29 protein-coding genes are annotated in these 25,091 nt (G+C 32.6%); 15 read left to right on the top strand and 14 right to left on the bottom strand.

What is annotated here, in order from left to right; translation table 11 throughout:
• Positions 1-9: 9 nt before the first annotated feature.
• The 5 genes from AC3QL1_RS18620 to AC3QL1_RS18600 form a co-directional block, all read right to left on the bottom strand.
• On the bottom strand, positions 10-885 hold the full coding sequence (locus tag AC3QL1_RS18620) for a pirin family protein (RefSeq protein WP_492493636.1): 876 nt from the start codon (positions 883-885) through the stop codon (positions 10-12).
• Between the two features lie 82 nt (positions 886-967).
• Positions 968-1,549, bottom strand: coding sequence for a Crp/Fnr family transcriptional regulator (locus tag AC3QL1_RS18615; protein WP_492493635.1), 582 nt, complete (start codon positions 1,547-1,549; stop codon positions 968-970).
• 134 nt (positions 1,550-1,683) lie between these two features.
• Positions 1,684-2,616: a helix-turn-helix domain-containing protein gene (locus tag AC3QL1_RS18610; RefSeq protein ID WP_492493634.1), complete on the bottom strand. Its 933-nt coding sequence runs from the start codon at positions 2,614-2,616 to the stop codon at positions 1,684-1,686.
• A 132-nt stretch (positions 2,617-2,748) separates the two neighbouring features.
• Positions 2,749-3,678: a helix-turn-helix domain-containing protein gene (locus AC3QL1_RS18605; RefSeq protein ID WP_492493633.1), complete on the bottom strand. Its 930-nt coding sequence runs from the start codon at positions 3,676-3,678 to the stop codon at positions 2,749-2,751.
• Between the two features lie 127 nt (positions 3,679-3,805).
• The gene (locus AC3QL1_RS18600; protein WP_492493632.1) at positions 3,806-4,726 is read right to left on the bottom strand and encodes an AraC family transcriptional regulator; all 921 of its coding nucleotides are present in this window, start codon (positions 4,724-4,726) and stop codon (positions 3,806-3,808) included.
• 593 nt (positions 4,727-5,319) lie between these two features.
• Here AC3QL1_RS18600 and AC3QL1_RS18595 point away from each other — a divergent pair.
• The 11 genes from AC3QL1_RS18595 to AC3QL1_RS18545 all read left to right on the top strand — a co-directional run bounded on the left by AC3QL1_RS18595 (position 5,320) and on the right by AC3QL1_RS18545 (position 15,093).
• On the top strand, positions 5,320-6,210 hold the full coding sequence (locus tag AC3QL1_RS18595; RefSeq protein ID WP_492493631.1) for an alpha/beta fold hydrolase: 891 nt from the start codon (positions 5,320-5,322) through the stop codon (positions 6,208-6,210).
• Positions 6,207-6,965, top strand: coding sequence for a sulfite exporter TauE/SafE family protein (locus tag AC3QL1_RS18590; RefSeq protein WP_492493630.1), 759 nt, complete (start codon positions 6,207-6,209; stop codon positions 6,963-6,965). Before AC3QL1_RS18595 ends, AC3QL1_RS18590 begins: the two co-directional genes overlap by 4 nt.
• Before the next feature lie 17 nt (positions 6,966-6,982).
• Positions 6,983-7,966: a type I glyceraldehyde-3-phosphate dehydrogenase gene (locus AC3QL1_RS18585; RefSeq protein WP_492493629.1), complete on the top strand. Its 984-nt coding sequence runs from the start codon at positions 6,983-6,985 to the stop codon at positions 7,964-7,966.
• A gap of 18 nt (positions 7,967-7,984) precedes the next feature.
• Positions 7,985-8,599: a pyridoxamine 5'-phosphate oxidase family protein gene (locus tag AC3QL1_RS18580; RefSeq protein WP_492493628.1), complete on the top strand. Its 615-nt coding sequence runs from the start codon at positions 7,985-7,987 to the stop codon at positions 8,597-8,599.
• A 171-nt stretch (positions 8,600-8,770) separates the two neighbouring features.
• Entirely contained in the window at positions 8,771-9,709 is a 939-nt protein-coding gene (locus AC3QL1_RS18575; protein ID WP_492493627.1) for a ring-cleaving dioxygenase, read from the top strand.
• A gap of 39 nt (positions 9,710-9,748) precedes the next feature.
• Positions 9,749-10,780, top strand: a complete 1,032-nt coding sequence (locus tag AC3QL1_RS18570) for a proline iminopeptidase-family hydrolase (protein WP_492493626.1) — start codon at positions 9,749-9,751, stop codon at positions 10,778-10,780.
• A gap of 70 nt (positions 10,781-10,850) precedes the next feature.
• A complete protein-coding gene (locus AC3QL1_RS18565; RefSeq protein ID WP_492493625.1) occupies positions 10,851-11,144 on the top strand; it encodes a GNAT family N-acetyltransferase in 294 nt (97 codons plus the stop codon).
• A gap of 452 nt (positions 11,145-11,596) precedes the next feature.
• Positions 11,597-12,811 carry a sensor histidine kinase gene (locus tag AC3QL1_RS18560; RefSeq protein WP_492493624.1) on the top strand — a complete coding sequence of 405 codons (1,215 nt, stop codon included), beginning with the start codon at positions 11,597-11,599 and terminating at the stop codon, positions 12,809-12,811.
• Between the two features lie 805 nt (positions 12,812-13,616).
• On the top strand, positions 13,617-14,030 hold the full coding sequence (locus tag AC3QL1_RS18555) for a response regulator (RefSeq protein ID WP_492493623.1): 414 nt from the start codon (positions 13,617-13,619) through the stop codon (positions 14,028-14,030).
• Positions 14,031-14,069: 39 nt separating this feature from the next.
• Entirely contained in the window at positions 14,070-14,789 is a 720-nt protein-coding gene (locus AC3QL1_RS18550) for a sensor histidine kinase (protein WP_492493622.1), read from the top strand.
• A complete protein-coding gene (locus tag AC3QL1_RS18545; protein WP_492493621.1) occupies positions 14,776-15,093 on the top strand; it encodes an Hpt domain-containing protein in 318 nt (105 codons plus the stop codon). Before AC3QL1_RS18550 ends, AC3QL1_RS18545 begins: the two co-directional genes overlap by 14 nt.
• A gap of 118 nt (positions 15,094-15,211) precedes the next feature.
• Here the strand turns inward: AC3QL1_RS18545 and AC3QL1_RS18540 are convergent, their stop codons facing one another.
• The 7 genes from AC3QL1_RS18540 to AC3QL1_RS18510 form a co-directional block, all read right to left on the bottom strand.
• Entirely contained in the window at positions 15,212-15,919 is a 708-nt protein-coding gene (locus tag AC3QL1_RS18540; protein ID WP_492493620.1) for a LytR/AlgR family response regulator transcription factor, read from the bottom strand.
• Between the two features lie 489 nt (positions 15,920-16,408).
• Positions 16,409-17,161 carry a PAS domain-containing protein gene (locus AC3QL1_RS18535; protein ID WP_492493619.1) on the bottom strand — a complete coding sequence of 251 codons (753 nt, stop codon included), beginning with the start codon at positions 17,159-17,161 and terminating at the stop codon, positions 16,409-16,411.
• Positions 17,149-17,532, bottom strand: a complete 384-nt coding sequence (locus tag AC3QL1_RS18530; protein WP_492493618.1) for a response regulator — start codon at positions 17,530-17,532, stop codon at positions 17,149-17,151. The genes AC3QL1_RS18535 and AC3QL1_RS18530 overlap by 13 nt, the downstream gene beginning before the upstream one ends.
• 267 nt (positions 17,533-17,799) lie before the next feature.
• Positions 17,800-18,984 carry a DUF3570 domain-containing protein gene (locus AC3QL1_RS18525; RefSeq protein WP_492493617.1) on the bottom strand — a complete coding sequence of 395 codons (1,185 nt, stop codon included), beginning with the start codon at positions 18,982-18,984 and terminating at the stop codon, positions 17,800-17,802.
• Positions 18,985-19,002: 18 nt separating this feature from the next.
• Complete coding sequence (locus AC3QL1_RS18520) at positions 19,003-19,233, bottom strand: DUF4266 domain-containing protein (RefSeq protein ID WP_492493616.1); 231 nt, start codon at positions 19,231-19,233, stop codon at positions 19,003-19,005.
• Positions 19,230-20,123 (bottom strand): FAD:protein FMN transferase, encoded by an 894-nt coding sequence (locus AC3QL1_RS18515; RefSeq protein ID WP_492493615.1) that lies wholly within the window; start codon positions 20,121-20,123, stop codon positions 19,230-19,232. The genes AC3QL1_RS18520 and AC3QL1_RS18515 overlap by 4 nt, the downstream gene beginning before the upstream one ends.
• Before the next feature lie 40 nt (positions 20,124-20,163).
• Positions 20,164-20,598, bottom strand: coding sequence for a thioredoxin family protein (locus tag AC3QL1_RS18510; RefSeq protein ID WP_492493614.1), 435 nt, complete (start codon positions 20,596-20,598; stop codon positions 20,164-20,166).
• A gap of 348 nt (positions 20,599-20,946) precedes the next feature.
• On the opposite strand from AC3QL1_RS18510, the gene AC3QL1_RS18505 reads away from it, so the two are divergent.
• The 4 genes from AC3QL1_RS18505 (at position 20,947) to AC3QL1_RS18490 (ending at position 23,581) form a co-directional block, all read left to right on the top strand.
• Positions 20,947-21,606, top strand: a complete 660-nt coding sequence (locus AC3QL1_RS18505) for a BON domain-containing protein (protein WP_492493613.1) — start codon at positions 20,947-20,949, stop codon at positions 21,604-21,606.
• A gap of 17 nt (positions 21,607-21,623) precedes the next feature.
• The gene (locus AC3QL1_RS18500) at positions 21,624-22,295 is read left to right on the top strand and encodes a BON domain-containing protein (RefSeq protein WP_492493612.1); all 672 of its coding nucleotides are present in this window, start codon (positions 21,624-21,626) and stop codon (positions 22,293-22,295) included.
• Positions 22,296-22,313: 18 nt separating this feature from the next.
• Positions 22,314-23,018: an LOG family protein gene (locus AC3QL1_RS18495; RefSeq protein WP_492493611.1), complete on the top strand. Its 705-nt coding sequence runs from the start codon at positions 22,314-22,316 to the stop codon at positions 23,016-23,018.
• A gap of 116 nt (positions 23,019-23,134) precedes the next feature.
• Positions 23,135-23,581, top strand: a complete 447-nt coding sequence (locus tag AC3QL1_RS18490) for a hypothetical protein (protein ID WP_492493610.1) — start codon at positions 23,135-23,137, stop codon at positions 23,579-23,581.
• A gap of 123 nt (positions 23,582-23,704) precedes the next feature.
• Here AC3QL1_RS18490 and AC3QL1_RS18485 read toward each other — a convergent pair whose 3' ends face one another.
• Together AC3QL1_RS18485 and AC3QL1_RS18480 are read right to left on the bottom strand one after the other, a co-directional pair.
• Positions 23,705-24,535 (bottom strand): universal stress protein, encoded by an 831-nt coding sequence (locus AC3QL1_RS18485; protein ID WP_492493609.1) that lies wholly within the window; start codon positions 24,533-24,535, stop codon positions 23,705-23,707.
• Between the two features lie 57 nt (positions 24,536-24,592).
• Positions 24,593-25,072 carry a hypothetical protein gene (locus AC3QL1_RS18480; RefSeq protein ID WP_492493608.1) on the bottom strand — a complete coding sequence of 160 codons (480 nt, stop codon included), beginning with the start codon at positions 25,070-25,072 and terminating at the stop codon, positions 24,593-24,595.
• Positions 25,073-25,091: the final 19 nt, after the last annotated feature.

The following is a 25,091-nucleotide window of genomic DNA, read 5'->3' as shown; positions in this document are numbered from 1 at the left end:
AGGATAATTTTACATCGTCATTGGTACTTCCATTAAAAGCATTTCGGAACCATCTAATTGAGAAATTACTTCAATTGAAGCCAGATCCCAAATTCCCATTCCGTCCTTTTCGTTGAGCAAAGTGCCGTTTACCAGAAAATTTCCTTTTATAACAAAAGCATAAACACCATTACCTTTCTTTTTAATCTGGTAGGTACTGGTAAATTCATTATCGAAAATTCCCAGATGAAACCAGGCGTCCTGATAAATCCATACTCCCTGATCTTTAGCATCTGGAGATAAAATTTGTTCAAATTTATTATGACGGTTTTTTGATTTTAAAGTAATCTGGTCGTATCTCGGAGTTACATTTTTTCTATTTGGATAAAGCCATATCTGAAGGAACTTTACCGGTTTATCTGAACTATTATTAAATTCACTGTGGTAAATTCCCGTACCTGCGCTCATAACCTGAATATCACCTTTTTTGATGATGGCCACATTATTCATGCTATCCTTATGTTCAAGATCACCTTCTAGCGGAATTGATATAATTTCCATATTGTCGTGAGGGTGAATGCCAAATCCTTTTGAAGGGTCTACAGCATCATCGTTAAGAACCCTGAGTACGCCAAAATGCATTCTGTTGGGATTGTAATAAGAAGCAAAACTAAAAGTCTGATGTGTATCAAGCCATCCATGATTAGCATGTCCTCTCGATTCAGCCTTGTGTAAAACGCTGTTTCCTGTTACAGGGGTGTCAAGAACCGGCAGATGATTAAAACCTACAGGTTCTAGTGGTTTTATTTCGTCAATATCATTCTGCATGATATTGGCAACTGCTGCCGAGGCGACAAACATTCCTGTTCCTAAAAGTCCTTTTTTGAGAAAATCTTTCCTGTCCATAGTTGTTGTGTGTTTGGGTTCGCAGCAAATTTCTACTATAAATTAAACCTGTGCATTGAACCAGGACAAGATTTTCGTAGCATTAGGATTTGAGTTTTCGGGTTCGGATTTTTGATAGAAATTCTGGCGAAATCCCCAAATACGAAGCAATATAATGCTGAGGTACACGCAGTGGTATAGTTGGGTATGTTTGCAGAAATTCATCATATTTTTGTTCTGCCGTGCAGGTAATACTATGAAGAAGACGATTTTGGGTAACGGCCAAATGGCGCTGCATTAAAATTCTGAAAGCGCGCTCAAACCGTGGCGCCCGTTCAAAAAGCTGTTCTTTGGTTTCTGGTGTAAAGAGCAAAAGATCAGAGTTTTCGATAGTTTCGATAAAAATTTTGCTGCCTTCTGTTTCATAAATGCTAAATGAAATATCGCTGATCCATGAATTTTCGACTGCAAATTGCAAGATTACTTCAAATCCGTTTTCATCGATATAATATTTTCGGATGCATCCACGAACGACAAATGCGTCAAAAGTACATTTCTCTCCTTTTTGAAGCATTATGGTTTTCTTTTTGATCTGTTTGAAATACAATAGAGAATCAAATATATCAAGTTCCTCTTGTGTGAAGTTCACATATCTTGAAATGGCGGTATTAATCTGTGTAAACATTCTCAATTATTTTATTTTGTATCAAACTATAATAAAGTTTTTTTAAGATTTATTCTGATTGGTAAGCTAAGTTAGTTTTCCGGGAATGTTTTGTGTAATGCAATCTATTATGTAACGCAAAAAAAAGATACATCTTATAAATTTTTTTTACGGTAATCCAAAGGAGTCAGGCCTGTATGCTTTTTGAAGAAAATACTAAAATAAGAAGTATAGCTGAATCCCAGCATATAACCAATTTCTTTCATAGTGTATTGAGAATCCTGAATTAAAATCTTTGCTGCAGAAAGCGTTTTTTCAGAGATTAACTGACCGGCTGTTTTTCCTGTTTTTTCTTTTATAATGGTTGAAAGATAGTTTTCATGAAGCTGCTGCATTTCAGCATAATCTTTTATATGCAGTACGTTTTTCACTTTACCTTTCAGCAGCTGATCATAGTGAAATTCCAGATTTTGTATAAAATCGTTCAAAATATCCGGATTTCGGGATTGTACGTTATGCATACTGTAACCTTCCCAGAATTCTTGTTTTATCTTAAGTAAAATCCGGGTAAGCAAATTGGCACATAATTTCTTTTTAAGCGGTGTATCTTTTTTTAGTTCCTGGTAAATCAGCTGAATGATTGTTCTTAATTCTTGTTGAAATTCGGGAGTGGTATGCAGTGGTAAATGTCTTTCAAATAATAAAAAAGGAAACGTTTTATAAATCGAAATTCCGGCATATTTTACAATAAACTCTTCAGAAAATAATAAACCATAAGTTTCTGTTACTTCATTAAATGTTAACTCTTGCAAAGTTCCGGGTTTGTGAATAAATAACATATTCGGTTCAATTTTGGCCGTTAAATCTTCGTATTGTATTGAACCATAAGAATCAATAACAATTCCCATTATAAAGTGGGCGGCACGATGCGCCGGATAGGTCCACGGAAGCCTTTCTTTCGGGTGTATTATTTTTGAAATTATTAATGAAAAATCGTCATCACCTATGTGTCCTTCAGAGAAATCACTTCCCATGATTTTTATATTATCGTAGAAATCGTATATTTCCTTATTCTTTATTTTAGCCATTTTTTTAAAATGTAAGACTCTGTTGATAGTTTATATTGACTTGATTTATCTTCTTTAAAAATGATACTTAATCATTTTTAATTAATATTCAGCATTATATGTATTTCTTTTTTTTCTTTAAGAAAAACATAATCAGGAGATTGAGCTCTGATATTGTTTTCTGTAAACTCCCGGAGCATAAGAAGTTTGAGTCTTAAAAAAGCTGTAAAAATAATTTAGGTCACTAAAATCAAAAAGGAAGGCGATATCTTTCATCGATTTTTCGGAATGTTTGAGAAGATACTTAATTTCATCTATCAGTTTTTCGTTTATCCATTCGTTTACCGTTTTTTTGGTACAGTTGGTTACGATCTTGCATAAATAATTTTCATCTAAATTTAATACTTGCGCGTGTTCTTTAATACGCATCAGTACGGAACAATTACCATTAATCAATTCGTTAAAATTATTTTCCATATTCTGACGAAAGTCGATGATAATCTTGTTGTTTTTTTCGTTATTTTTTTTAAAATTTATTTCATTTTCCTGTTCTAATTGCACTAAAAACAAGAGATTTAGCGCCATGTTTGCCATAATTTCTTCTTTATAACAGGCATCAGAAGTTGCAATATTATATATTTCGAGACAAGTTTTCTCAAAATAATCCATTGTATCTTCGGGAAGTTGGCAGCAATAACCATTTTTAGCATCAAAGTGTAAAATATTATTAATTCCGCCAGGGAAGTATTTTAAGATAAAGGATTTTAAGAATGTTATATTGTACACTTTTTCCATATCTGTCCAGTCAATTTTAAAAAAAGAATCAGGACAGGTTACAACCACATGATTATCACGCAATTCAAACTTATTATCTCCAACAGTAAAACTGCCATTTGCCTTGGTAACAATAGTGAAACTGTAATAATCTGATCTAAAAGTTGGCGAATGAAAAGGAAATTTCAAATCCCATTCGTGAACCTTCACTATTGAAAACTCATCGTTGTCTATATAATCGTGAAAAGGAAGATTTAAAAAATCAATCTGGTCTTTATATTTGCTGATTGTGGTGAGTTTTGGTATCATAATTTTGGAAAATAAAGTTAGACAATTTTTAAATGATGAATCGGGGACTTTTATTTTTCAAAGATATCGGATATGGATTTTTCAATTATAATCTATTATTGACATTTAGTTATAAAATTTAAAGATATTAACTTACATGCAGACTTTTCCTGTAATATGTGGGAGTTTGTGTAGTCTGATTTTTAAAATAGAAGTTAAAATAGCGACTGTTGGTAAATTGAAATATTTCAGCAATTTCCGCTATTGGCATGGATGTTTCTGTTAATAGGGTTTTAACTTCAACCAGGAGTCTGCTGTTAATCCAGGCGGTTGGGGTTCTTCCGGTTTTAGCTTTTATTATTCTGGAAAAGTAATCTTCATTTAAAAATTGTAAATCGGCAAAATCTTTGGCTTTTAATTGTTGAGGCTTTTTTCCCTCTACAATTTTATTAAAATAGTTCCCTAAATCATTATAAAAAGTATTGACAATTGAATTGTTGTTATCAGTAAAAGGGTGTATCTGATTTTGAAAAAGTTCTGTAATCTTAATAAGCAGAAATTCTAACATATTGCCAATTATTGTCATTTTTTGATCCTGGCTGCGTTGAATTTCCTTTTTAATCTGGTTTGTATTATTCTTTATAATAAGGTAGTTTTCCGGATCTGCTTTTTTATAGATAAACGATTCAGAAAGTAAAAACGGAAATTCTTTATATATATCGTAAAAGCAATAGCTGGCAAGAAATTTTTCGGTAAAGCAGATAAAATAGGCTTCCGTTAAATGATCGAATTTATAATTGCGATAATGCCCCGGACCAGTTACAAATACACTTGAGGATTCTAATTGTATGACTTCATCATTATAGAGGTGTGTTGCACTGCCTTCATTAATTATAAAAATGGTAAAGAAATTGGCTTTATAATTATCCGGAACATGCAGTAATTTATTCTTGTTCCATTGGTTAATTTCCGTAAGCATAAAATCATCTCCTACTAATTCAGTTGAAGGCAGTCCGAACCAATCGCTAATCTCTTTTAGCGTATTAAATATAGGTATTTGCTTTTCCATTGATTTTTTTTAATATAAAACTACTTAAAACAGATAAAATAATAATGTGTCTATTTTAAAAAGTTGATTTTCTTTTAATTTTTTAATCCGGATATGTTATCAAAGCCAGGTAATTTATATTCCTTTTTTGAATAAAATATTATATTTCAGCTTCTTACACAGTGCATATTTACTAAAGAAAAATAAGGTTTGCTAATCTGAAAAGGAAAAAATAATTAAATCTTAGGTTTTTATAATCATTAGTAAATTATTCACATAGAATGAAAATTTCAGTCGGTATAATTTTGCTTCAACAAGCAAGGAAGGTCATTTTTACTCTTCTATTAATTTCAAATTTTTCGGCTTAATAACGCATAATTCTAAACCTCAAAAAACTAAAAAAAACACTAGTATTCTCTATTTCTATTCCTTGAAAATCAAAAAAGGAGAGGTTAGAGAGTAATCTTTATTTTTTATAATTTTTGGTGAGAATATAACAGAAATGCAGTCGAAGCCAATACCTAAGTTTGTTGTGCAGAAACGCTTAAAGATAGTAAGTCGTTCGGAAAATAAAATGATTTCATTTATATGAACTTTTTAAAAATTAAAATGTTATGGATTTTGGAACCAGGCAGAAAACGAAAATAAGCCATAAGGTTATAAGTATAAGCTCGATAAAAATTGCCTATCGCGAAGCCGGAGAATCAGTAAATCCTGTTTTGTTATTACTTCATGGATTTCCTTCTTCGTCGCATATGTTTCGAAATGTGATCCCTGCATTATCAAAACATTTTCATGTTATAGGGCCTGATCTGCCTGCATTTGGTTTTAGCGATGTTCCAGATTTGGAAACGTTTAGCTACACTTTTGAAAACTACGCTGATATTGTTGCCCATTTTCTGGAAAAGTTAAAGATAACCAAAGCGAGTTTTTATCTTTTTGACTACGGTGCGCCTATTTTAATGCGTTTTCTCATCAGGTGTCCGGAAATGATAGAGATGCTTATTTTTCAAAATGGAAATATTTACACTGAAGGAGTTGGTGATGTTTTAAAAGAGGTTGGCGCATTATATCAAAAAGATGATTTGGAAAGCTATGGTAAACTAAAAAGATTTTTTGAATTAGAGTATACCAAATGGGAATACACAAATGGCGTGCAGGATATTTCGAATATAGCTCCGGAAACCTATTTTTTAGATCAGTTTTTACTGGAACGAGAAGGAGTTAAAGAGATCCAAATGGAGTTAAAGCGTGATTATAAAACTAATGTAGCGATGTATCCTGTCTGGCAGGATTTTTTAAAAAACCTGCAGCCGGTTACCTTAATTGTCTGGGGAGAAAATGACGAAGTATTCAAAAAAGAAGGAGCGGAACTGCTCAAAAAAGACCTGATTGATTCCAAGCTTTTATTTTATCCTACAGGCCATTTTGCTCTTGAAGAATTTGGAAATGAAATAGCAGAAGAAATAATAACATATTGGTATTTAAACTTTAAACAATTATGAATGCTTATCTGGAACTTGTCTTTTTATTTGTAATGGCCCTTTTTGGAGGTGCTGTTAACGTAACTATTGGAGGAGGCTGGTTTGTTATTTTTCCAAGTTTGATTTTTAGAGGAATACAGCCTGTAACAGGGACTGCAACGACCACAATAATTCTTTTGTCGGGTTTTCTTGCTTCATCAAAACCGATTAAAAAAACAGAAGAAATTTCTAAAAGGCATTTTAGTTATATGGTTTTCTCCTGTACTATAGGAGGAATTACAGGAGCTTTTCTGCTCATAGCTTTTTCGCATAAAGTATTTGAAACTATTGCGCCTTTTCTGTTGTTATGTTCGTGGATACTTTTTGCGTTTTTCAATCAGATACAGAATTATTTTAATTCAGAATTTGCAGTCAAAAAAGAGTTTAGATATTCGCATAAAAAACTAATTCCGATCTTTTTATTAGGTATTTATGGTGGGTATTTTGGCGCAGGTATGGGAATGATCATTTTTATTCTATACAGTTTTTACGGAATCAAAAACAATGAAACTCTGGAAAGATTAGCGCTGTTTTTAGTTGGAGCGAATAACGGAATAGCGGTTCTTATTTTTATTTGTTCAGGGTTGATTTTTTGGCCTTTTGCACTTGTAATGATAATGGGGTCTATTTTGGGAGGTTATTTAGGAAATGCATTCAAAGAAAAAATTAATATACCAAGGGTGAAAAAAAATGCAATTGTTATTGGAGCAACAGTCACCCTTTATTTCTTATTATAAATTAAATATACTATCAGATGAAAAGAATTGCAATTAATGGTTTTGGCCGCATAGGCAGAGCCGCGTTGAAAATTATTACCGATACACCCGGACAGGAAGTCGTAGGGATTAATGATCTAATGAGTATTGAAAATGCTGTTTTTTTACTGCAAAGAGACAGTATTTACGGAAAATATGAAAAAGAAGTATCGTTTAGAGAGGATACTATTTTCATTGAAGGAAAGGCAATTAAATACACAACAATTAAGGATCCGTCAGAACTTCCGTGGAAATCACTTGGTGTTGATGTTGTAATTGAAAGTACGGGTTTTTTTACCAATAAACCAGATGCAGAAAAACATTTGAAGGCAGGGGCTAAATTTGTGGTTATTTCCGGTCCCACAAAAGATACACCCACAATCGTACACGGTGTAAATACAGATGAAGGTAAAATAGAAATCTTTTCCTGCGGAAGCTGTACCACTAATAATATTGGCCCGATTATAGAAATACTGGGCAGACGTATTGGTATAAAAAAGGCAATTTTAAATACGACACACGCTTATACGGCCTCTCAGACTTTAGTCGATGCTCCCTCTAAAAAAGAACCCAGAATGGGACGTGCAGCCGGACTTAATTCAGCGCCTGCTGCTACCGGTGCAGCTGTAGCCGTTACAAAAGCATTACCTGAATTTGTTGGCAAATTTGATGGTATTGCCGTGCGTGTACCGGTACCAATTGGTTCAATATCTGATATTACTTTCGTAACGCAAAGAGCAACGACAATAGAAGAAATTAATGCAATTTTAACCGAAGAAGCTCAAACGCCACGCTACAATAAAGTCGTTGAGGTTAGTCATGAACAATTGGTTTCGAGCGACATAATTAAAAGTACGTATGCTGCAACTGTAGATCTTGAAATGACAAGAGTCGTAGATGGAGATTTAGTAAAAGTTATGGCGTGGTACGATAATGAATGGGGATTTACAAATCAAATGGTCAGACAGATTCAGGAACTTTAATGTAATAATAAATTTGCGATGAATTATCAAGAACTAGCTTTTAGCGACGCCATAAAAGAAATTCAGGAAAAAAAAGGAAGCCGGAACAGTTATGCCAGAATGGAAAAAATGTCCTATACAGATGGTCTCACGGAACAGGAAATGGCATTTATAGAAAGTCAGGACAGCTTTTATATGGCTTCTTATGGTGAAAATGAATTTCCTTACATACAACATCGGGGCGGGCCACAGGGTTTTGTAAAAATCATAGATGCAAATACGATCGGAATTGTTGATTTTGTTGGAAATCGCCAATATATTTCGGCAGGAAATATTTCAAAAAATCCGAAAGTCGCCATTATCATGGTTTCTTATCCGCAAAGGGCACGCTTAAAAATTTATGCAGAAGCCCAAATCTTAGATGTTGAAGGAAACAGTGCATTATATGAAAAGCTCAAACCTGAAGATTATAAGTTTAAGCCGGAACAAATGATGGTTTTTAAAATTAAAGCCTATGACTGGAATTGTCCGCAGCACATCACGCAGCGCTATACAGTTGCGGAAATCAAAGAGGTATTTGATCTTCAAAAAAAACATATTACAGATCTTGAACAGCAAATTAAAGATTTGGAAGCGCTTCTTTCAAAAAAGTAAAATGCTAAAACTAATTCCGGATTTAAAAAGTTTTTTTCAGATGGGATATTATTATTTGACGGCAATGCATGGGAAAAACAATTTTCATTTCTTAATCCAGATTAATGGATGCGCAGAAAGAGGGAAGTAAATTTGTAGAAGAAAATCAAAACAACTTAAATATAAAATACCATGGAAAATCAAATTTTAGGTATACATCATATCACTGCAATTGCAGGCGACGCTAAACGTAATTTCAACTTTTACTCCCATATATTAGGGTTAAGATTCATCAAAAAAACCGTGAATTTTGACGATCCGAAAACGTACCATTTTTATTTTGGCGATGAAGTAGGAAGCGCGGGAACAATCTTAACTTTTTTTCCTTGGGGAGAAGGAATTCAGCAAGGAAGAAAAGGATCCGGAATGGCAACTGAAATTGGCTATTCTGTTCCAAAAGGAAGCTTGGATTTCTGGCAGGAACGTTTTGAAAAATACAATGTAATTTACAACAAACCAGCTGAAAAATTCGGCGAAAAATACCTGACTTTCTTAGATCCGGACGGTTTAAAATTAGAGATGATCGAATCTAAAACAGACGATAACAGGAAACCGTGGGAAACAGACGAAGTAAAAGCAGATGTGGCAACAAGAGGTTTTCATAATATCACGCTGACTTTGAACAGTATAAAAGCAACTGCTGCAATTTTAACTGAAATATTTGGTTATAAATTGATTAATCAGGATGTAAACCGTTACCGTTACGCAACGGATGCTGTAGAAAATGCGGCCATTGTTGACCTTGTAGAATTGGCTGACGAAAAACGCGGTCATGTAGCAAACGGATCTGTACATCACGTAGCTTTCCGAGTGCAAAATGATGAAATTTTAATGCACTTCCGTGAAAAAATCGAAGCTTACGGATTGTCTATTACGCCACAGATTGACAGACAATATTTCCACTCTCTGTATTTTAGGGAACCCGGCGGAGTTTTGTTTGAAATAGCAACCGATAATCCCGGATTTACAGTAGATGAAAGCTTAGAAGAATTAGGTCAAAACTTAAAACTTCCTGAGCAGTACGAATCTCAAAGAGCTAGTATTGAAAAACATTTGGTTAAAATTAATTAAGAATTTTTAGAGAAACATAAATAAATTAAAACAATCCCCATGATCGCTTACAAAAACATTTTTTTACTGGCCTTAGCTGCATTTTTTCTAAATGCATGTAATAAAGAAAATACCTTAGAAAATAAAAACACCACTACTTACCTGGCCGATACCACATCAGGTATTAAAACGGGTGGGGTAAAGGTTGTACAAATTACTACGCCAAAAGGGAAGTTCAATGTATGGACAAAAAGAATTGGAAATAATCCGAAAATCAAGTTATTGCTTCTTAACGGCGGACCGGGAGCAACACACGAGTATTTTGAATGTATGGAAAGTTTTTTACCTGCAGAAGGTATTGAGTTTATTTATTACGATCAGTTAGGAACCGGTAATTCTGACAATCCAAATGATCCTTCACTATGGGATTTGCCACGTTTTGTAGAAGAAATAGAGCAGGTGCGTCAGGCATTAAAACTGGATAAGGACAATTTTTATATATTGGGTCATTCGTGGGGTGGAATTTTAGCAGCACAATATGCGCTAAAATACCAACAAAATATAAAAGGGCTGATCATTTCAAATATGATGATGAGTGCCATAGAATATGATAAATATGCAAAAGAAGTGCTGGCAAAACAATTAGATCCAAAGGTTTTAGCCAGAATTAGAGAAATCGAAAAAAACAAAGATTTTGAAAATCCGGAATACATGGAATTGCTTGTGCCTAATTTTTATTCGAAACATATTTTGCGTTTAGATGCAAGCCTGTGGCCGGAACCTGTTAATCGTGCTTTTAGTAAAATTAACCAATCGCTTTATGTTACCATGCAGGGGCCAAGTGAATTTGGCCTTTCGGGAAAACTTGAAAAATGGGATGTTACAAAAGAACTTCCTAAAATTACGGTACCAACGTTATCTATTGGCGCAAAATATGACACAATGAATCCGGAACACATGAAATGGATTGCGACACAGGTTAAAAACGGAACGTATTTGTATTGTGATAAAGGAAGTCATATGAGTATGTATGATGACCAGCAAACCTACATGAAAGGTTTAATTAAATTTTTAAAAGACACTTCAAAATAATAAAAAATATAACCTTACTTTATGCTGCTTTTAAAGCATAAAGTAAGGTTATAATACAAAATAAAAGTATATGGAAACAATAAAACTTGAATTAGACGAGAAAAAACATGGCGCTTTTAATCTTTATGTCGATGACAAAAAACTAGGCGAAATGGTAGTAAGCATAAAACCTGATTTATTAACGGTGTACCACACAGAAGTTGAACCGGAAGCAGAAGGAAAAGGATATGCCAAAAAACTTTTGGAAGAAATGACGGCGTATGTGCGTGCCAATAATTTAATGGTTTTACCGCTTTGTCCTTACGTACATGCACAATTCAAAAAACATCCGGAAGATTATCAGGATATCTGGAAGAAAAATTAAAACACTGTTATTTGCCATTCGAAATAAGATAACCTGAGCATTTAAATTCTGAATTTTTTTTCAAGTAAATTTTTTCCATAAAAAAAGTCCTAATGAAAATTAGGACTTTTTTTATGGATATAAAGTTTCGAACCTAAACGTCTTAAACTTTAATGGATTCCGAGTTTTAAAAATGCCCATGTACCACGATTTGTCCACAAACCTGAACCGGTATAATATCTTTAAAAACTGCCTTAATTTTTGTGGCAAAAAAGAAAAACATCTTACTATAAATATTCAGCTCTCTTTACAGTATAATTTCCTGAAAAGCCAAATTTGGATATACCATCATATTTTTTATCGCAATTTGTTCTAAAAAGAATTATAAATTATTTATTTTTATGAATTAAAAACAGCAGACATATCTTACATACGTACATTTAGTTTAAGCAAACAAATAAAAATTCAGTTATATGTATAAACCACAAATTCCTAACAATGAGGATCGTCGCTTAAAAGCTTTAGATACTTATAAAATATTAGATACATTACCTGAAGAAGAATATGATGCCCTGACAAAAATAGCAGCTGAAATTTGCGGAACTCCAATCGCATTGGTGACTTTAGTTGATGATACCCGACAATGGTTCAAATCGCATCATGGTTTAAGTGCGACCGAAACTCCCAGGGATTTAGCTTTTTGTGCACATACAATAAATACGCCCGATGAATTATTCATTATTCCGGATGCTACTAAAGACAAGAGGTTTTTTGATAATCCCTTAACTACAGATGATCCTCACGTAATATTTTATGCGGGAGCTCCTTTAAACAGTAAAGAGGGATATTCTTTAGGGACAATTTGCGTCATTGATACAAAGCCCAGAGAAGGTCTTACAGACAGCCAAAAAGAATCATTAAAGGCATTGGCAAATCAGGTAATTTCTCAATTTGAACTTCGAAAAAAAAATAGTCTTTTAGAAAGTCTGAATGACGAAATTTCGAAAAAAAATGTGCAATTGGATCAATTTGCTTATCGACTAACTCATGATTTAAAAGTTCCAATCCAAGGTGTTAACTCTTTGATAGCGTTTATAAAAGAGGATCATAAAGAGCTTATAAAAAATACTACGCTAGAGGAATGGATCGATTTAATTTACTCCAGAAATGAATACATGGAGTTTTTAATCAATGGGATTTTAGAATATACCAAAGTTAGCAATGACAAAATTTATTTTGAATATTTTAATGTCCAAAAAACTATTCAATATATACTGGATAATAATGCTTTACATATTCCGACGCAAATTCATTTTATTGATTGCGATGCTGTCATAAAAAGTTCTAAAATAGGTTTTATTCAAATCATTCAAAACCTTTTGTCAAACACAGTAAAACATACTGACAAACAAAAAAGTAATGTCTGGATATCTCTGGAAGAAGATGAAACTCATTATTCTTTTACTTATGAAGACGATGGACCAGGCATACAAGAAGAATATTGGGAAAAAGTATTTGAATTATTTGAAACTGTCAGTCCAAAACATACTAAAAATTCCGGAATTGGCTTATCAACAATAAAAGCTATAGTAGAGCGATTAGGAGGTACTATCTATTTGAAGAATAGAAAAAATAATCAAAGAGGTGCCTATTTTTGTTTTGTTTTACCGAAAGAGTACAACTGCTAATATTTTTTTGGATTTCCTTAATTGCTTAGGAGTAAGTAGCTGCGGAAAAATCAAAGTAAAAAAATAAACTTTCATTTAATAAAAAATGCAAACAATTTGGACATTAAAATTTTTACTTCAGTAGAATTACATTGCCTTTACTAATTTTAATTTGAGAAAGCTCAGGTTGGGCAAAAAGGACGTCATGTTTTCGGTATTAGCAACTTTTTTTTTGAAGATGTAGGTAAATTCAAAAAAGATTTAAATGTGCAAAATTCCAATTGTAATGACAATGTAATTCAGGAAGTACCTAATATATTAACTGTTTTTAAATGTATTTATTTTTTTTAAATGGTTAATACTAGGATTCTAATCAACTAAATAATGCAATTGTAATGGTAATTAACTTTGTTAAATTGTTTTAAAAATTATTGTTAGATTCTTTCTTAATTCTGATACAAATCTAAGTCGATACTCAAACTTTGTTTATTTTTTTCGATGAACAGTAGTTTGCTGTCGGTGAATCTTCAATATTTACGGCTGACTTGTAATTGATTGTAATTGAACTGTAAACAAATTGATGTTAAAAGGAAATAATACTATTTTTTAGTTTTCTTTTAAATATTCATTTTGCTTGCCGTCGCTATTTGATACAAAAATCAACAAGAAACTTTTTATCGAAGAATTGAAAATATATTCATTCATCGACACTTAATTTCCATTCATCGACACTTACAGAAGAATTAACGAATAAAGTCATGTTTTCAAGTATAGTAAAGTATATTTATTATAGTATTGGTATACATCAAATTTTAAAAATAAGAAAATGGCAAAATCTTTAAATATTCTACTAATAGAAGATGATGTAATAGAGGTAATGAAATTTTACAGAGTGCTAAAAAAATTAGAATTCAACCATCAAATTATCGAAGCAACTAATGGTGAAGAAGCACTTGATATATTAAATAAGAAAGAGATAGTGCCAGACATTATCATTTTAGACCTTAATATGCCAAAATTAAACGGGATTGAATTTTTGAATATTTTAAAAACAGATGATGCATTAAAATTTATACCCGCAATTATATTAACTACTTCCAATAATCATAAAGATGTAATGGAGTGTTATAAAATTGGTATTGCAGGATATATTTTAAAACCTTTGAAATATGAGGAATATGTAGAAAGGATAGCAAAACTACTGACGTATTGGAGTATAAACGAAATAATTTCGCAGTAATCCATTGTATGAATTTTTTTTATAGCAATCGATAGGAATATGAATAAGAATAAACACAGGAAAGAATTGCTAAAAAGTCTGGAAAATCAAAACAGGGAGCTTAATGAATACGCTCATGTTGTTTCACATGATCTAAAAGCGCCATTGCGAAATATTGATACGTTGATTAATTGGGTTCTTGAGGAGAATAAGGACGTAATGAGTGAAAATTGTTTGAATTTGCTAAATCAGGTATTGTTTAATGTCGAAAAAATGGACATGTTAATCAAAGGAATTTTAGCTTATTCGACAATAGACAAATTAGAATCTGAAGAAAGATTAATTGATTTTAATCAGATAATTGATGAAATTACGAGAGAAATTCATATTCCCAAAAATATTAAAATTTCAATCATCGATGAATTACCTAAAATTTACGGAAATACATGGCGATTCAAACAGTTAATGCAAAATTTAATTGAAAACAGCATTCGTTATAATGATAAAAACCACGGTCAGATTGACATTGGCTGTAAAGAAAACGAGAATGATTTTGAATTTTATATTAAAGATAATGGTATCGGAATTGCTGAAAAATACCACGACAAAATTTTTAAAATTTTTACAAAATTAGAAAGCAACAATCAAAATTCGGGAGTTGGTCTTTCGATAGTCAAAAAAATTGTTGAATACTACAAAGGTTCCATCTGGCTTGAAAGTAAAGAAAACATTGGAACAACATTTTATTTTACCTTACCGAAAGACTATGCAACAGCCTAATTTAACTTATATAGAACAAATTTGTGGAGATGACGATGAATTTAAGAAAAAAATGATCTCTATCATTAAAAAGGAACTTCCGCTCGAAATATTGGCATATGATAAAAGTATGGAAGCTCATAACTACAAAAATGCAGCGGAACATGTTCATAAATTAAAACATAAAATAATAATTTTTGGTCTTGAAAAAGAATATCAGATTACGCATGAATACGAAAATGATTTATTAAATGGCATAATTACCTCTGCAAATGAGTTTGAAAACATTTTACAATTAATGCAACATTTTGTAAACGGCTTATAGAATCCTGTTTGCCAATGTTTAATCTTTAGTTATACATGATCATTTTTTAGAATTGAGCTGTAAAATTTAAAATAACAGGAAAAAATAAGTTGGAAGATCTAATTCCTTCTATTAAAGGCTACAATAAATTTAAACGCCTGATCAAATCAGGCCGATTAGAACGACTTACCGGAACAACATCTTTGCCAATTAAAACACTATTATCCTCAATATCTATAATTTTTTTGGTATTGATGATAAAAGAACGGTGCACTTTCAAAAACAAACTTTCAGGTAATTTGTCTTCAATTTTTTTAAGGGTAGAGTGTACCACATAGTTTTTATTTTCTGTTTTAATATGAATATAATCTCCTTTGGCTTCTACTATATTTACAGATGCAAATTCGATTTTGATTAAACGGCGATCAATATTAATATAAAACTCGTTTGCATTGTCTACGCCTGCGCTTTTGTTAATAACCGTTGTTCTAGATAAAGGCATCGCAATCACTTTTTGAATTGCTTTCTCAAAACGATCCTTTGTAATAGGTTTTACCAAATAATCGACAATACATTCATATTCAAAAGCTTCAATTGCAAAATCTTTATCAGAAGTTATAAGTATAATCTTGGAAGGATTTTTAATAGTTTTAATAAAATCAAAACCGGTAAAATCAGGCATGTGGATGTCCAGAAAAATTAAATCTACCTCATTTTGATTCAGGTACTTGATGGCATCCATAGCATTTGAGAACTCTTTTAATAAGTTTAATTGCGGAATATTCTCGATTATTTTTTCTATGATGGCTCTTGCCATTTCTTCGTCATCAATAATAATGCAATTCATAGTTTAAGCGATATTATAATTCTAATAAAATCCTTGCAGTGTTCTGAAAGTATTTTAAATCCATATTTCAAAGTTGTACTGCACTATTTTTTAATACTCTTCCTACTTCCTGAACAAGATAATAATTTTTTTCAAGAAAATTATTAGTAAGATAGTAAAAGTTAGTTTTGTTATGAAATGCTAAATTTTGCGTTTTTGATTTTGATTAAAAATTATGATTTATTTATTGCAGGTATTCCTTCCAGCTCCCTCTTATGTTAAAATGTCCTTTTCTATTAGAACTAAATTGCTACTGACAGCTGATTAATACTCTATAACAAATTTCCGAAAACAGTTGAGGCGGTGAAATCTGAATCAAGAGCTTAGCTTTTTGTGGCAAATTTGAAGGCAACTCCAGATATATTGTAGCACAATTCTAATACAAAACTTAAGATGATATAATATCTTTAAAACTGTCATAGTTTTTTTTGACAAAAAAAGGTATCAACTTCAATCTTCTGCTAAGTCGGTAAATTGATTCTTCTTATATCTCTTATAACAGGAAATAAAATTTGACTGGTTGGCAAAGCCAAACATCTCTGAAATCTGTTTTTTTGAATGTTTATTTTCATCTAAATATTTATCAGCGACTTCCATTTGTAAATTTCTGTAGTAAGAAAAGAGTGTTGTGTTATATTTTTTTTTGAAATCACGTTTTAATTTTGTAGGTGAAATAAAACACTCCTTTGCCAACTTGTCAATTCCGGGAAATTCTAAAAATATGGAAGCATGTAATAATTGTTCCACCTTATTAAGACGAATTTCACTTTCTGATTGAACAGTTAAAGTTACTCTTTCATTTTTTCTAAAAGATTGTGACCGTATGATGGAAATATCTACAACATGAACAAAAAAACCAGTAACTTCTCCATCAATAATTTCAGGAGTGTACGTCGCCAGTGTATTATGAATAGAGCCATCTGATTGTGTCAGTTCCCTTTCAAAAATCTGTACCTCACCAGCCAGCGCGTTTGTAATGTATGTAAGATTTTTTTCGTAAATGGAACCCAAAAGCTCAGGAAGCATCATTTTATCAATCATTTCCTCGGGGGACAAACCAAACCATTTTAAGTATGCGGAATTTGCAAATCTGCAAACCAAGTCTTTGTCCCAGAAAGCGATCATTGCATCTGTTTGCTCAGTAAACCTAAATGCATTTTTAAATTTCATTAAGGAAAAGGAATTATTACCTACAGGAAACATTGCTTTAAATTTAACTTAAATTCGTGATAATTAGAAAATTTAGTTAAAAAGATGTCCGCCCCTAAAGCATAGCACTTATTTATTTGTGTAATATCCGAAGTTGTGGAAAGAATAATTGTCTTTATCCCTTTCCACAAAGAATTACTTTTGATCTCCTCTAGACATTCTAAACCATTTTTTTTGGGCATATTCAAGTCTAAAAAAATAAGATCAGGCAGAACCTTATTTTTTTCAAGCTGTTTCAATAGCTTTTCACCATCAATTAAAATGGTAAGATTAACATTTGATATTAGATCAGAAAGAACTTCTTTAAAAAATAAAGCATCATCTTCATCATCTTCTGCAAGCAATATCGATAAATTTGTTTTCATTATTTACAGTCTATAGCACTTTTCTTAACAAAAATATAATTGAAAAAAGAAATACTGTACTGTTTAAGGATATATTATTAGCTGTTGAAGACATTTCTAAATGTGTCTAACTGGATACACTCTTTATTTTTATTAAAGCTTCGTAATTTCTGTTTAAATATTAAGTCAAAATAATAAAAGAACACATTGCGATATTAAAAATAGAAAACCTGCTAATCAAATGATTTAGAGGTTTTCCATTTTATTTCAGCATGTTTAAATTCAGAACTATTTGTATTTAATATTAATACTGATGACATCCGAAGTCATATTTGTAGTTCTGGTATAATGACCGTAACGTATCTCCAGAGTATTCCAATGTTTAAGACCAAAGATTCCGTTGAGTGGTGTAAATTTCATCCCCATACCAAAGAAACTACTGTCAAACTTTGACAAATCATAGTTGCTGGTGTAATATTCATCAGCTGCAGTATGTTCTTGATAAGGCTTAAAATATTTTGTTCCTGTCTGGGTATAATATCTGTAAAATGGACTGACTGAAAATGCCTGAGTTAGTTTTACCGGAATTTCAAGATCAGCAGTATGCGCTTTTAAGCTCCAGTCATCAGTATAATATCTATAATAAGCGCGAATAATTACATTGTCTCCCAAGAAATAACTCGCCCTTATCCCTAGCGGAATTTTTAATCTTGTATCGGGCATTTTTTCCTGATGCACAGATCCGTCACTAAAATAAACCCTGTGAAAAGGAAGGCTTAAGTAGCCGTTTTGACTGATTATATCACCTACAAGCATTAGCTGAAGGTTTTTGTTTACCACCTGAGAATAACTTAAAGTTCCTGCAAAAGTATTTCTGTTTGCGCTATTATAACCCTCACTTCCCGAAGCACGCAGCTCGACAGGTTCGATTAATTTTAACTGGTCAATAAAAGTTTGAAATTTAGCCGTAAATTCTCCATTCCTGTCTTTGGTTTTTTGCGAGAAACTAATATTCCCTCCAAATGATTGGTAATCAAATTCAGTTGATGAAGAAACTCCAATTCCCAATGTTCTTCCTTTTTCTTCATTCTCTCTCAAATAGGTCAAAGAAGGGTAGAAGCGATTGTCTGAAGAAGAGGCAGATGAATTAGCACTCAAATCAATCATATCTGAAGATGCTGAGGTATAGTGGTCAATTCCTGCTTCAATATCAAAAGTATGCTTAATTCCGGTTTCTCCGTATTTTATTAATCTAACATCAATTGTGTTTGCAATATCAGTAAGATGCTCAGAACCAATTCCGCCTGTAACGGCAGAGTTATCACCATTCTGGTTATAATAGCTGGATACTAAATTTACTTCTTCGAGTTTTAATTTCTTGCTTTTGTAACTTGTTGAATCATTGGGAACATTTTGCGCTCTTACCTGAAATAAAGCCAGTAAAGCAAATCCTGTTATGAATATTCTTTTCATTTTTTTATAGTATGAAAATTAGTTACAACCGCAGCCACCGCCGCTTTTTCCTGCATTTGCTCCGGAAGCTCCTTCGCGGTAGGATTGAAAGCTGAGTTCTGTCTTTTCGATTTTTCGATTAGAAAGCACCATTTCAGAATCGTTGATTTTGCCTTTCTGGTATTCCTTTACAGAAGTGCAGGAAGTGAGCAGTATGCCGATAAAAGCAATACTGCAGAACACGAGATTTTTTTGCTTTGGCTTTTTCATTTCAGATTAATAGTTTTTGAAGTGTAAATTTTATTGTCGTCATCGATAATAATACAATATAAATCAGGTATCTGATCTATTAAAAACAAGCCAGCCTTAATTCCCATAACAGCAATTGGAGTTGCCATTGCATCTGCAAACTCGGCATTTGAAGCGATGATGGTAACACTTTTAATTCCCGAAATAGGAAGACCTGTTTTTGGGTCAATGGTATGCGAATATTTTTTACCGTTAATGGTTGCAAACTTTTCGTAGTTACCAGAGGTTGCAACGGCCTTATTTGATATTTCCATATAAGAAAAAGGAGTATTTGGTTCATCGGGATTGGCCACTCCAATTGTCCATTTTGATCCATTTGGCTGTAAACCCCAGGCAGACAAATCTCCGCTGGCATTAATAATCCCGCTTTCAACATGATGTTTTAAAAGAACTTGTTTTGCCATTTCTGCAGCATATCCTTTGCCTATTCCGCCAAAACCAATACGCATACCTTTTTCTTTTAAAAAGACAGTAGTATTTTCTTTGTCTAAAATGATGTTTCTGTAATCAATAAGATGCACCATTTTTAATGCTGTTTCAGCATCCGGTAAACTAGTCATGGTTTTGTCAAAATTCCAGAGGCTTTTATCTAAACTGCCATAAGAAATATCAAAAGCTCCTTGTGTAATTCTTGAAATTCCAATACACCTTTCGATCAGATTAAAAACCTCCAAATCGATTTTTACAGGCTTAATTCCCGCATTTTTGTTAATGAGATTGGTTTGACTATCGTTTCTATACGTAGTCAAAAGCTGCTCGATGCGTTTTATTTCCTCAATAGCAAGATCAATATGCATATTCCCTTTCTTCTCATTTTCGGCAACTACTGTAATAGTAAAGTTATTCCCCATGAGTTTTAGGGACTGGGAGTATCTTTGATGTTTTAAGATGTTATTTTTTGCTATCACAGATTGCTTTTATTTCTGCTGTCCATTGTTCAGGAGTTATCTCTGGTTTGCCATGCCATGTTTTTAGTATTTTACCATCTGCATCAAGAAGAAGCGTCAGTGGAAAACTTCCTTCTTTATTGTATATTTCGGCCAAACCTTCGTTTCTTTTAACCTGCTCCGGGGTTCCTGTGTTTTTCTTTTTTCTTGGAAAATCAGCATTCACCAACACTAAATTATCATTTGCCATTTTTGTGAATGCTTCGTTTTCCAGATAATCCCTGCGCAGCAAAATACAAGGGCCGCACCAATCTGATCCGGAAAAATTTAATAGAATTAATTTGTGTTTTTCCTTTGCAATTTTTTTTGCATTATTAAAGTCCGGTTCCCAATTTATTGAAAAGACCATTAATAAAAGAAAGATTGAAATTAGCTTCATTTTAAAGTTGTTTTAAGTACTTACGAAATAACGAATTGTTACGCATCTTATTTTTTTTACTGACTTAAGATTTGCTTAATCTTTCAGGATGGGAAAATTTATTTACTCTTAAGTTGCTTGAAAATCAGGAAGATATTAAGCTTTAATTCATTTAGTATAAAAAAAAGATCTTCTAAATCAAGTCCAAAAGTAAAAACTGATCCTTGATTTTAAAATGTTTTTTATCACTTTTCAGCTTGACAAAGATCATTTTTCATGAGCTGTTATTTTTTCAATTTTGGTTAATAATTAGGTACTAAAAAATATTGAAAACCATTAGTCAAGTATTAAATTTTAAAAATTTTCCCCATGAAAAAAAGTAATGATGTTTTACGTAAAGAAGTTGTAGAGGCAATTAAATGGGAACCTCTTTTGAGCTCTAATGAAATTGATGTTAGTGTTCAGGATGGTATTGTAACCCTGGGAGGAACGGTGGACAATTACACTCAAAAAAAAGAGGCCGAGGCTGCTGTTAAAAGTATTGCAGGAGTAAAGGCCGTAGTAGACGATGTTAAGGTTGATTTGTTTTTTTCTGCCATAAAAAGTGATACTGATATCGCGGCTATGGTTATTAAGGCATTAAAAGAAAATTGGGCTGTTCCTGATCATAGAATTCAAGTTACCGTAGAGAATGGCTGGGTAATTCTTGAGGGAATCTTGCACTGGAATTTCCAAAGAAAAGCAGCGGATAATGCTATTCGGTACCTGCCGGGAGTAAGAGGAGTAATTGATAAGATAAAAATAGAAGCTGAAACAAAAAACGAAGTAGAAAAAGAACTCGTTGAGAAGGCGCTTCGTCGCAGCTGGATTCTTGATATTGATAATGTTAAGGTTAGGGTAGAAGGCAAAACCATACATCTTAGCGGCATTGTTGATTCTCTTTTTCAAAAAGAAGAAGCAGAAAGAATTGCATGGAATACACCCGGAGTGTGGTTTGTAAATAATGAGCTTCTTGTAGAATTCGATTAATATAAACACTAAAAAATATGAAAAGTAATGAAATATTACAAAGGGAAATTCAGGAAGCCATAAAATTTGAACCTTTGCTGCATGCCGCGGAAATTGGTGTTATTGTAAAAAACGGAATAGTGACCCTTACGGGAAATGTCAGTTCGCTGGTCAAAAAAAGAGAAGCCCTTCATGCAGCAAAAAAAATTAAAGGTGTTGCCGCTATAGTTGATGAAATTAATGTGATACTGGAAAAAGCATCAGTAATTACGGATCAACAAATTGCTGAACAGCTTACCGATAATTTTAAAGAGAATCACATTGTTCCAAAAGGTGTTGTCAGTATAATTGTAGAGAAAGGCTGGGTTACATTGGAAGGGACACTACCCTGGAGTTTTCAGAGGGATATTGCCACAGAACTAGTAGAAAATCAGATTGGAATAAGAGGTGTAACCAATAATATCAGACTTAAAAGAGATCTTTGTGATCAGTTAGAAAAGGAGTTACTGCAAAAGGCACTACAGCGTCATTGGGCTTTTGATGTGGATGAAATCGATATTCAGGTGGCAGGTGCAACAGTTCAGTTATCGGGAACGGTTGGTTCAATATTTCAAAAAGAGGAAGCGGAACGAATAGCATATAAAACACCCGGCGTTATCAAAGTTATAAATCATTTAAAAGTGAATCTTGAACAGCCTTACCTGTGTTAACTGATAATAATATAAATCATGAAAAATGTAAAACCTCCAGGCGATAGATCTGAAATTCAGTTTTTGCAAGGTCCGCAATCAAGGATTACTGAACTGAGATTTATATTAGTGACATTATGGGAACTGATAAGATGCTTTAGGAAATTATATACTATTGGTCCCTGCATTACTTTTTTTGGATCGGCACGTTTTAATGAAGATCATCCCTATTATGATTTTACACGAAATGCGGCTGGCGAATTTGCCAAACTTGGTTTTACAATAATGACAGGAGGAGGACCAGGCCTGATGGAAGCAGCAAACCGGGGAGCAAAACAAGTTGGAGGCAGATCTGTAGGATGTAATATTAAGCTTCCAATTGACCAGATGCCCAATTCTTATCTGGACAGATGGGTTGTGGCGAAACATTTTTTTATTCGTAAGATACTTTTAGTAAAATATTCTTTTGCCTTTGTTGTGATGCCTGGAGGTTTTGGTACCCTTGATGAATATTTTGAAGCACTTACTCTTGTGCAAACCGGCAAAATTAAAAACTTTCCCATTATCATATTCAATACAGAATATCATAAGGCATTGATTGAACATATTAACCTGATGAGACAACAGGGAACTATAAATGAATTAGATATGAAATTGTTTATGATAACGGATGATATTGAAAAGGCCCGACTTTTTATTATGGAACATAGTATTAAACATTACGGACTGAAACCAAAATTATAGCATTTATTCATTAAAGTGCCACTAAAATATAATCTCAGGATTACTTTTTGCATTTTCATTGATGAATACATTTTTTGAATTAAATACCAATAGCTACAAGATTTAAATCAAATGATATGAAAACAAAATTTAGTATTTTGGGTGTTATAACAGTTTTGTTATATTCCTGTCAGAACAAAACCCCTGCAATAGAAGATAATGTTAATTCTGATTCCTTAATGTCAGTTAAAAACATTGAACAAACTACACTTAGAAAATGGTTTTGGTTTAATAAAGAATCCGATAGTATTATTACATCAGCTGAAACAATAATTAATCAGCAAGAACAGGAGATGAAGTTACAATCGAGGAGCGATAAAAAAGAGAAGAAACTTCACGAGGCCCAATATCATCTAGGCGAATTAAAAAAGAGAGTAAATTACATTAAAGAGTATGAAACTAATACGGAAACATTTGATTCATCAGTTGTAAAAAAGCTAGATTCACTGAAGCTGGATTATTTGCAGGAAAAGCTTAAACTTGAAGCTGCTTTGTGTGAGTTCCATGAATTTAATATGCCTTAGGTAAATTAACTATTTAAATAAATTGATCGCAAAAAAGACTATGACAAAAATAAAAGGCCTAAGCCTTTTGCAGAATAATTAATAGTTTAAGAAACAGGCCGGTAATGATTTACCGGCCTGTTGTTATTTTCTAAAAACCAGCATTGGTGTTTTGGTATCAAAGCCTTTTTCAGAAGTTTTAGGAGACTGAAATAGTTTTTCAAACCATCGACGGTCTTCTTTTGCAAACATGGTAATTATGGATGGTTTGGTTTTTATAATATCAATTTGCAAGTGGCGAAGCAAAGGTACATCGGGAGTTAATTTTTTAAATTGAAAATTTATTTTCCCGGTTTTAAATTTCTGTTCTATTTTTTTTAATTTTTTATTTATCTCATCCTCATTTGTAAAATAATCGTAGTGATATACTGTAATTGGAGCATCAAATTGTGCTGCAAACTTTTTAATCAAAGGCAGTTCAGTATCTATATTTTCAATATCAGATGGGTACATAACAGAATTTACCGCTTGCATCCTGTAATACTTTGGTACAACTAAGACCGGAAGGGGCGAATCATGTAAAACTTTATTGGTATAACTGCCTAATAGCTTATTTGCAAGACCCCCGCCTCTTGTGGCCATGCAAATGTAATTAGCCTTCATTTTTTTTGCACATTCGAGAATAGCTTCATTTACATCCAGTCTGTTCTGTGCAATATAGCTTACTTTTCCTGGCTGTTTATTGGTTTGCCTGTACAGAGTGTGGATAAATTTTATTAAATTTTGCTCTTGTAATTTTGTATCCGGTTCAGGAAGGCCTGCAAAGGTAACGGCAGCAAAGGGATCAATAATAAATGAAGTATTTACATAAAGAAATATAAGTTCGTATCTTGCTTGTGAAGCAAGTTGTATAGCAAAACGTACAGCTGTTTTGGAGTTGTAAGACAGGTCTGTTGTAACAAGTATTTTTTCCATGTGTGTAGTTTAAAATGGTTCCTATTGTTGCGTTTACTGATGTCAAATGAGAGGTTTTTAATTTGAAGCAAACTTCATTTCGTTTACATACAGATTTAATTTTTTCCAATGTTTGTGATCAATTTTGGCAGTATCAACATCGGTAGTCCAATCTAGTGCGGGAAATAATTTTAATCTGTTGACAATTCTTTTTTTGTATCCCAAAGAAAAACGGTTTCCCCGCATCTGAAATTCTATCGTTTTATTATAATTATCCGTATTGCGGTAAAGTACTGTTTGGGTTTTCCAGTCGCCGCCCCAGGTTAAAAAAGATTTTATAAAACACAAAAATGCCACAATCAATAGGGTAAATAATCTTGACTTTGTAGTTTTTAATTTCCCAAAAATATTTCCCAAAATAAAAATAAGGGTGGTTAATGCTAATAGTAGTAGTATAAAATGTACTATAGAGTTATTAATATACAAATCCGTATAGCGATTCATAAACAACAATGCTGCCGTTATTACAAACACAAAGTAGATTATCAGTTTTTTCATTATTTATATTTTAAAAATT

The organism is Flavobacterium sp. GW823-FHT04A11, assembly GCF_058796535.1.
This window is presented reverse-complemented; position numbering and strand designations above follow the sequence as displayed.

Coding starts and splice junctions, on each gene's coding strand:
- AC3QL1_RS18605 (WP_492493633.1), bottom strand. CDS start 3,678: ATGATACCAAAACTCACCACAATCAGCAAATATAAAGACCAGATTGAT.
- AC3QL1_RS18510 (WP_492493614.1), bottom strand. CDS start 20,598: ATGAAGCTAATTTCAATCTTTCTTTTATTAATGGTCTTTTCAATAAAT.
- AC3QL1_RS18585 (WP_492493629.1), top strand. CDS start 6,983: ATGAAAAGAATTGCAATTAATGGTTTTGGCCGCATAGGCAGAGCCGCG.
- AC3QL1_RS18555 (WP_492493623.1), top strand. CDS start 13,617: ATGGCAAAATCTTTAAATATTCTACTAATAGAAGATGATGTAATAGAG.
- AC3QL1_RS18580 (WP_492493628.1), top strand. CDS start 7,985: ATGAATTATCAAGAACTAGCTTTTAGCGACGCCATAAAAGAAATTCAG.
- AC3QL1_RS18560 (WP_492493624.1), top strand. CDS start 11,597: ATGTATAAACCACAAATTCCTAACAATGAGGATCGTCGCTTAAAAGCT.
- AC3QL1_RS18590 (WP_492493630.1), top strand. CDS start 6,207: ATGAATGCTTATCTGGAACTTGTCTTTTTATTTGTAATGGCCCTTTTT.
- AC3QL1_RS18545 (WP_492493621.1), top strand. CDS start 14,776: ATGCAACAGCCTAATTTAACTTATATAGAACAAATTTGTGGAGATGAC.
- AC3QL1_RS18565 (WP_492493625.1), top strand. CDS start 10,851: ATGGAAACAATAAAACTTGAATTAGACGAGAAAAAACATGGCGCTTTT.
- AC3QL1_RS18495 (WP_492493611.1), top strand. CDS start 22,314: ATGAAAAATGTAAAACCTCCAGGCGATAGATCTGAAATTCAGTTTTTG.
- AC3QL1_RS18505 (WP_492493613.1), top strand. CDS start 20,947: ATGAAAAAAAGTAATGATGTTTTACGTAAAGAAGTTGTAGAGGCAATT.
- AC3QL1_RS18540 (WP_492493620.1), bottom strand. CDS start 15,919: ATGAATTGCATTATTATTGATGACGAAGAAATGGCAAGAGCCATCATA.
- AC3QL1_RS18535 (WP_492493619.1), bottom strand. CDS start 17,161: ATGTTTCCTGTAGGTAATAATTCCTTTTCCTTAATGAAATTTAAAAAT.
- AC3QL1_RS18620 (WP_492493636.1), bottom strand. CDS start 885: ATGGACAGGAAAGATTTTCTCAAAAAAGGACTTTTAGGAACAGGAATG.
- AC3QL1_RS18485 (WP_492493609.1), bottom strand. CDS start 24,535: ATGGAAAAAATACTTGTTACAACAGACCTGTCTTACAACTCCAAAACA.
- AC3QL1_RS18530 (WP_492493618.1), bottom strand. CDS start 17,532: ATGAAAACAAATTTATCGATATTGCTTGCAGAAGATGATGAAGATGAT.
- AC3QL1_RS18610 (WP_492493634.1), bottom strand. CDS start 2,616: ATGGCTAAAATAAAGAATAAGGAAATATACGATTTCTACGATAATATA.
- AC3QL1_RS18575 (WP_492493627.1), top strand. CDS start 8,771: ATGGAAAATCAAATTTTAGGTATACATCATATCACTGCAATTGCAGGC.
- AC3QL1_RS18490 (WP_492493610.1), top strand. CDS start 23,135: ATGAAAACAAAATTTAGTATTTTGGGTGTTATAACAGTTTTGTTATAT.
- AC3QL1_RS18500 (WP_492493612.1), top strand. CDS start 21,624: ATGAAAAGTAATGAAATATTACAAAGGGAAATTCAGGAAGCCATAAAA.
- AC3QL1_RS18595 (WP_492493631.1), top strand. CDS start 5,320: ATGGATTTTGGAACCAGGCAGAAAACGAAAATAAGCCATAAGGTTATA.
- AC3QL1_RS18525 (WP_492493617.1), bottom strand. CDS start 18,984: ATGAAAAGAATATTCATAACAGGATTTGCTTTACTGGCTTTATTTCAG.
- AC3QL1_RS18615 (WP_492493635.1), bottom strand. CDS start 1,549: ATGTTTACACAGATTAATACCGCCATTTCAAGATATGTGAACTTCACA.
- AC3QL1_RS18480 (WP_492493608.1), bottom strand. CDS start 25,072: ATGAAAAAACTGATAATCTACTTTGTGTTTGTAATAACGGCAGCATTG.
- AC3QL1_RS18515 (WP_492493615.1), bottom strand. CDS start 20,123: ATGGGGAATAACTTTACTATTACAGTAGTTGCCGAAAATGAGAAGAAA.
- AC3QL1_RS18600 (WP_492493632.1), bottom strand. CDS start 4,726: ATGGAAAAGCAAATACCTATATTTAATACGCTAAAAGAGATTAGCGAT.
- AC3QL1_RS18550 (WP_492493622.1), top strand. CDS start 14,070: ATGAATAAGAATAAACACAGGAAAGAATTGCTAAAAAGTCTGGAAAAT.
- AC3QL1_RS18520 (WP_492493616.1), bottom strand. CDS start 19,233: ATGAAAAAGCCAAAGCAAAAAAATCTCGTGTTCTGCAGTATTGCTTTT.
- AC3QL1_RS18570 (WP_492493626.1), top strand. CDS start 9,749: ATGATCGCTTACAAAAACATTTTTTTACTGGCCTTAGCTGCATTTTTT.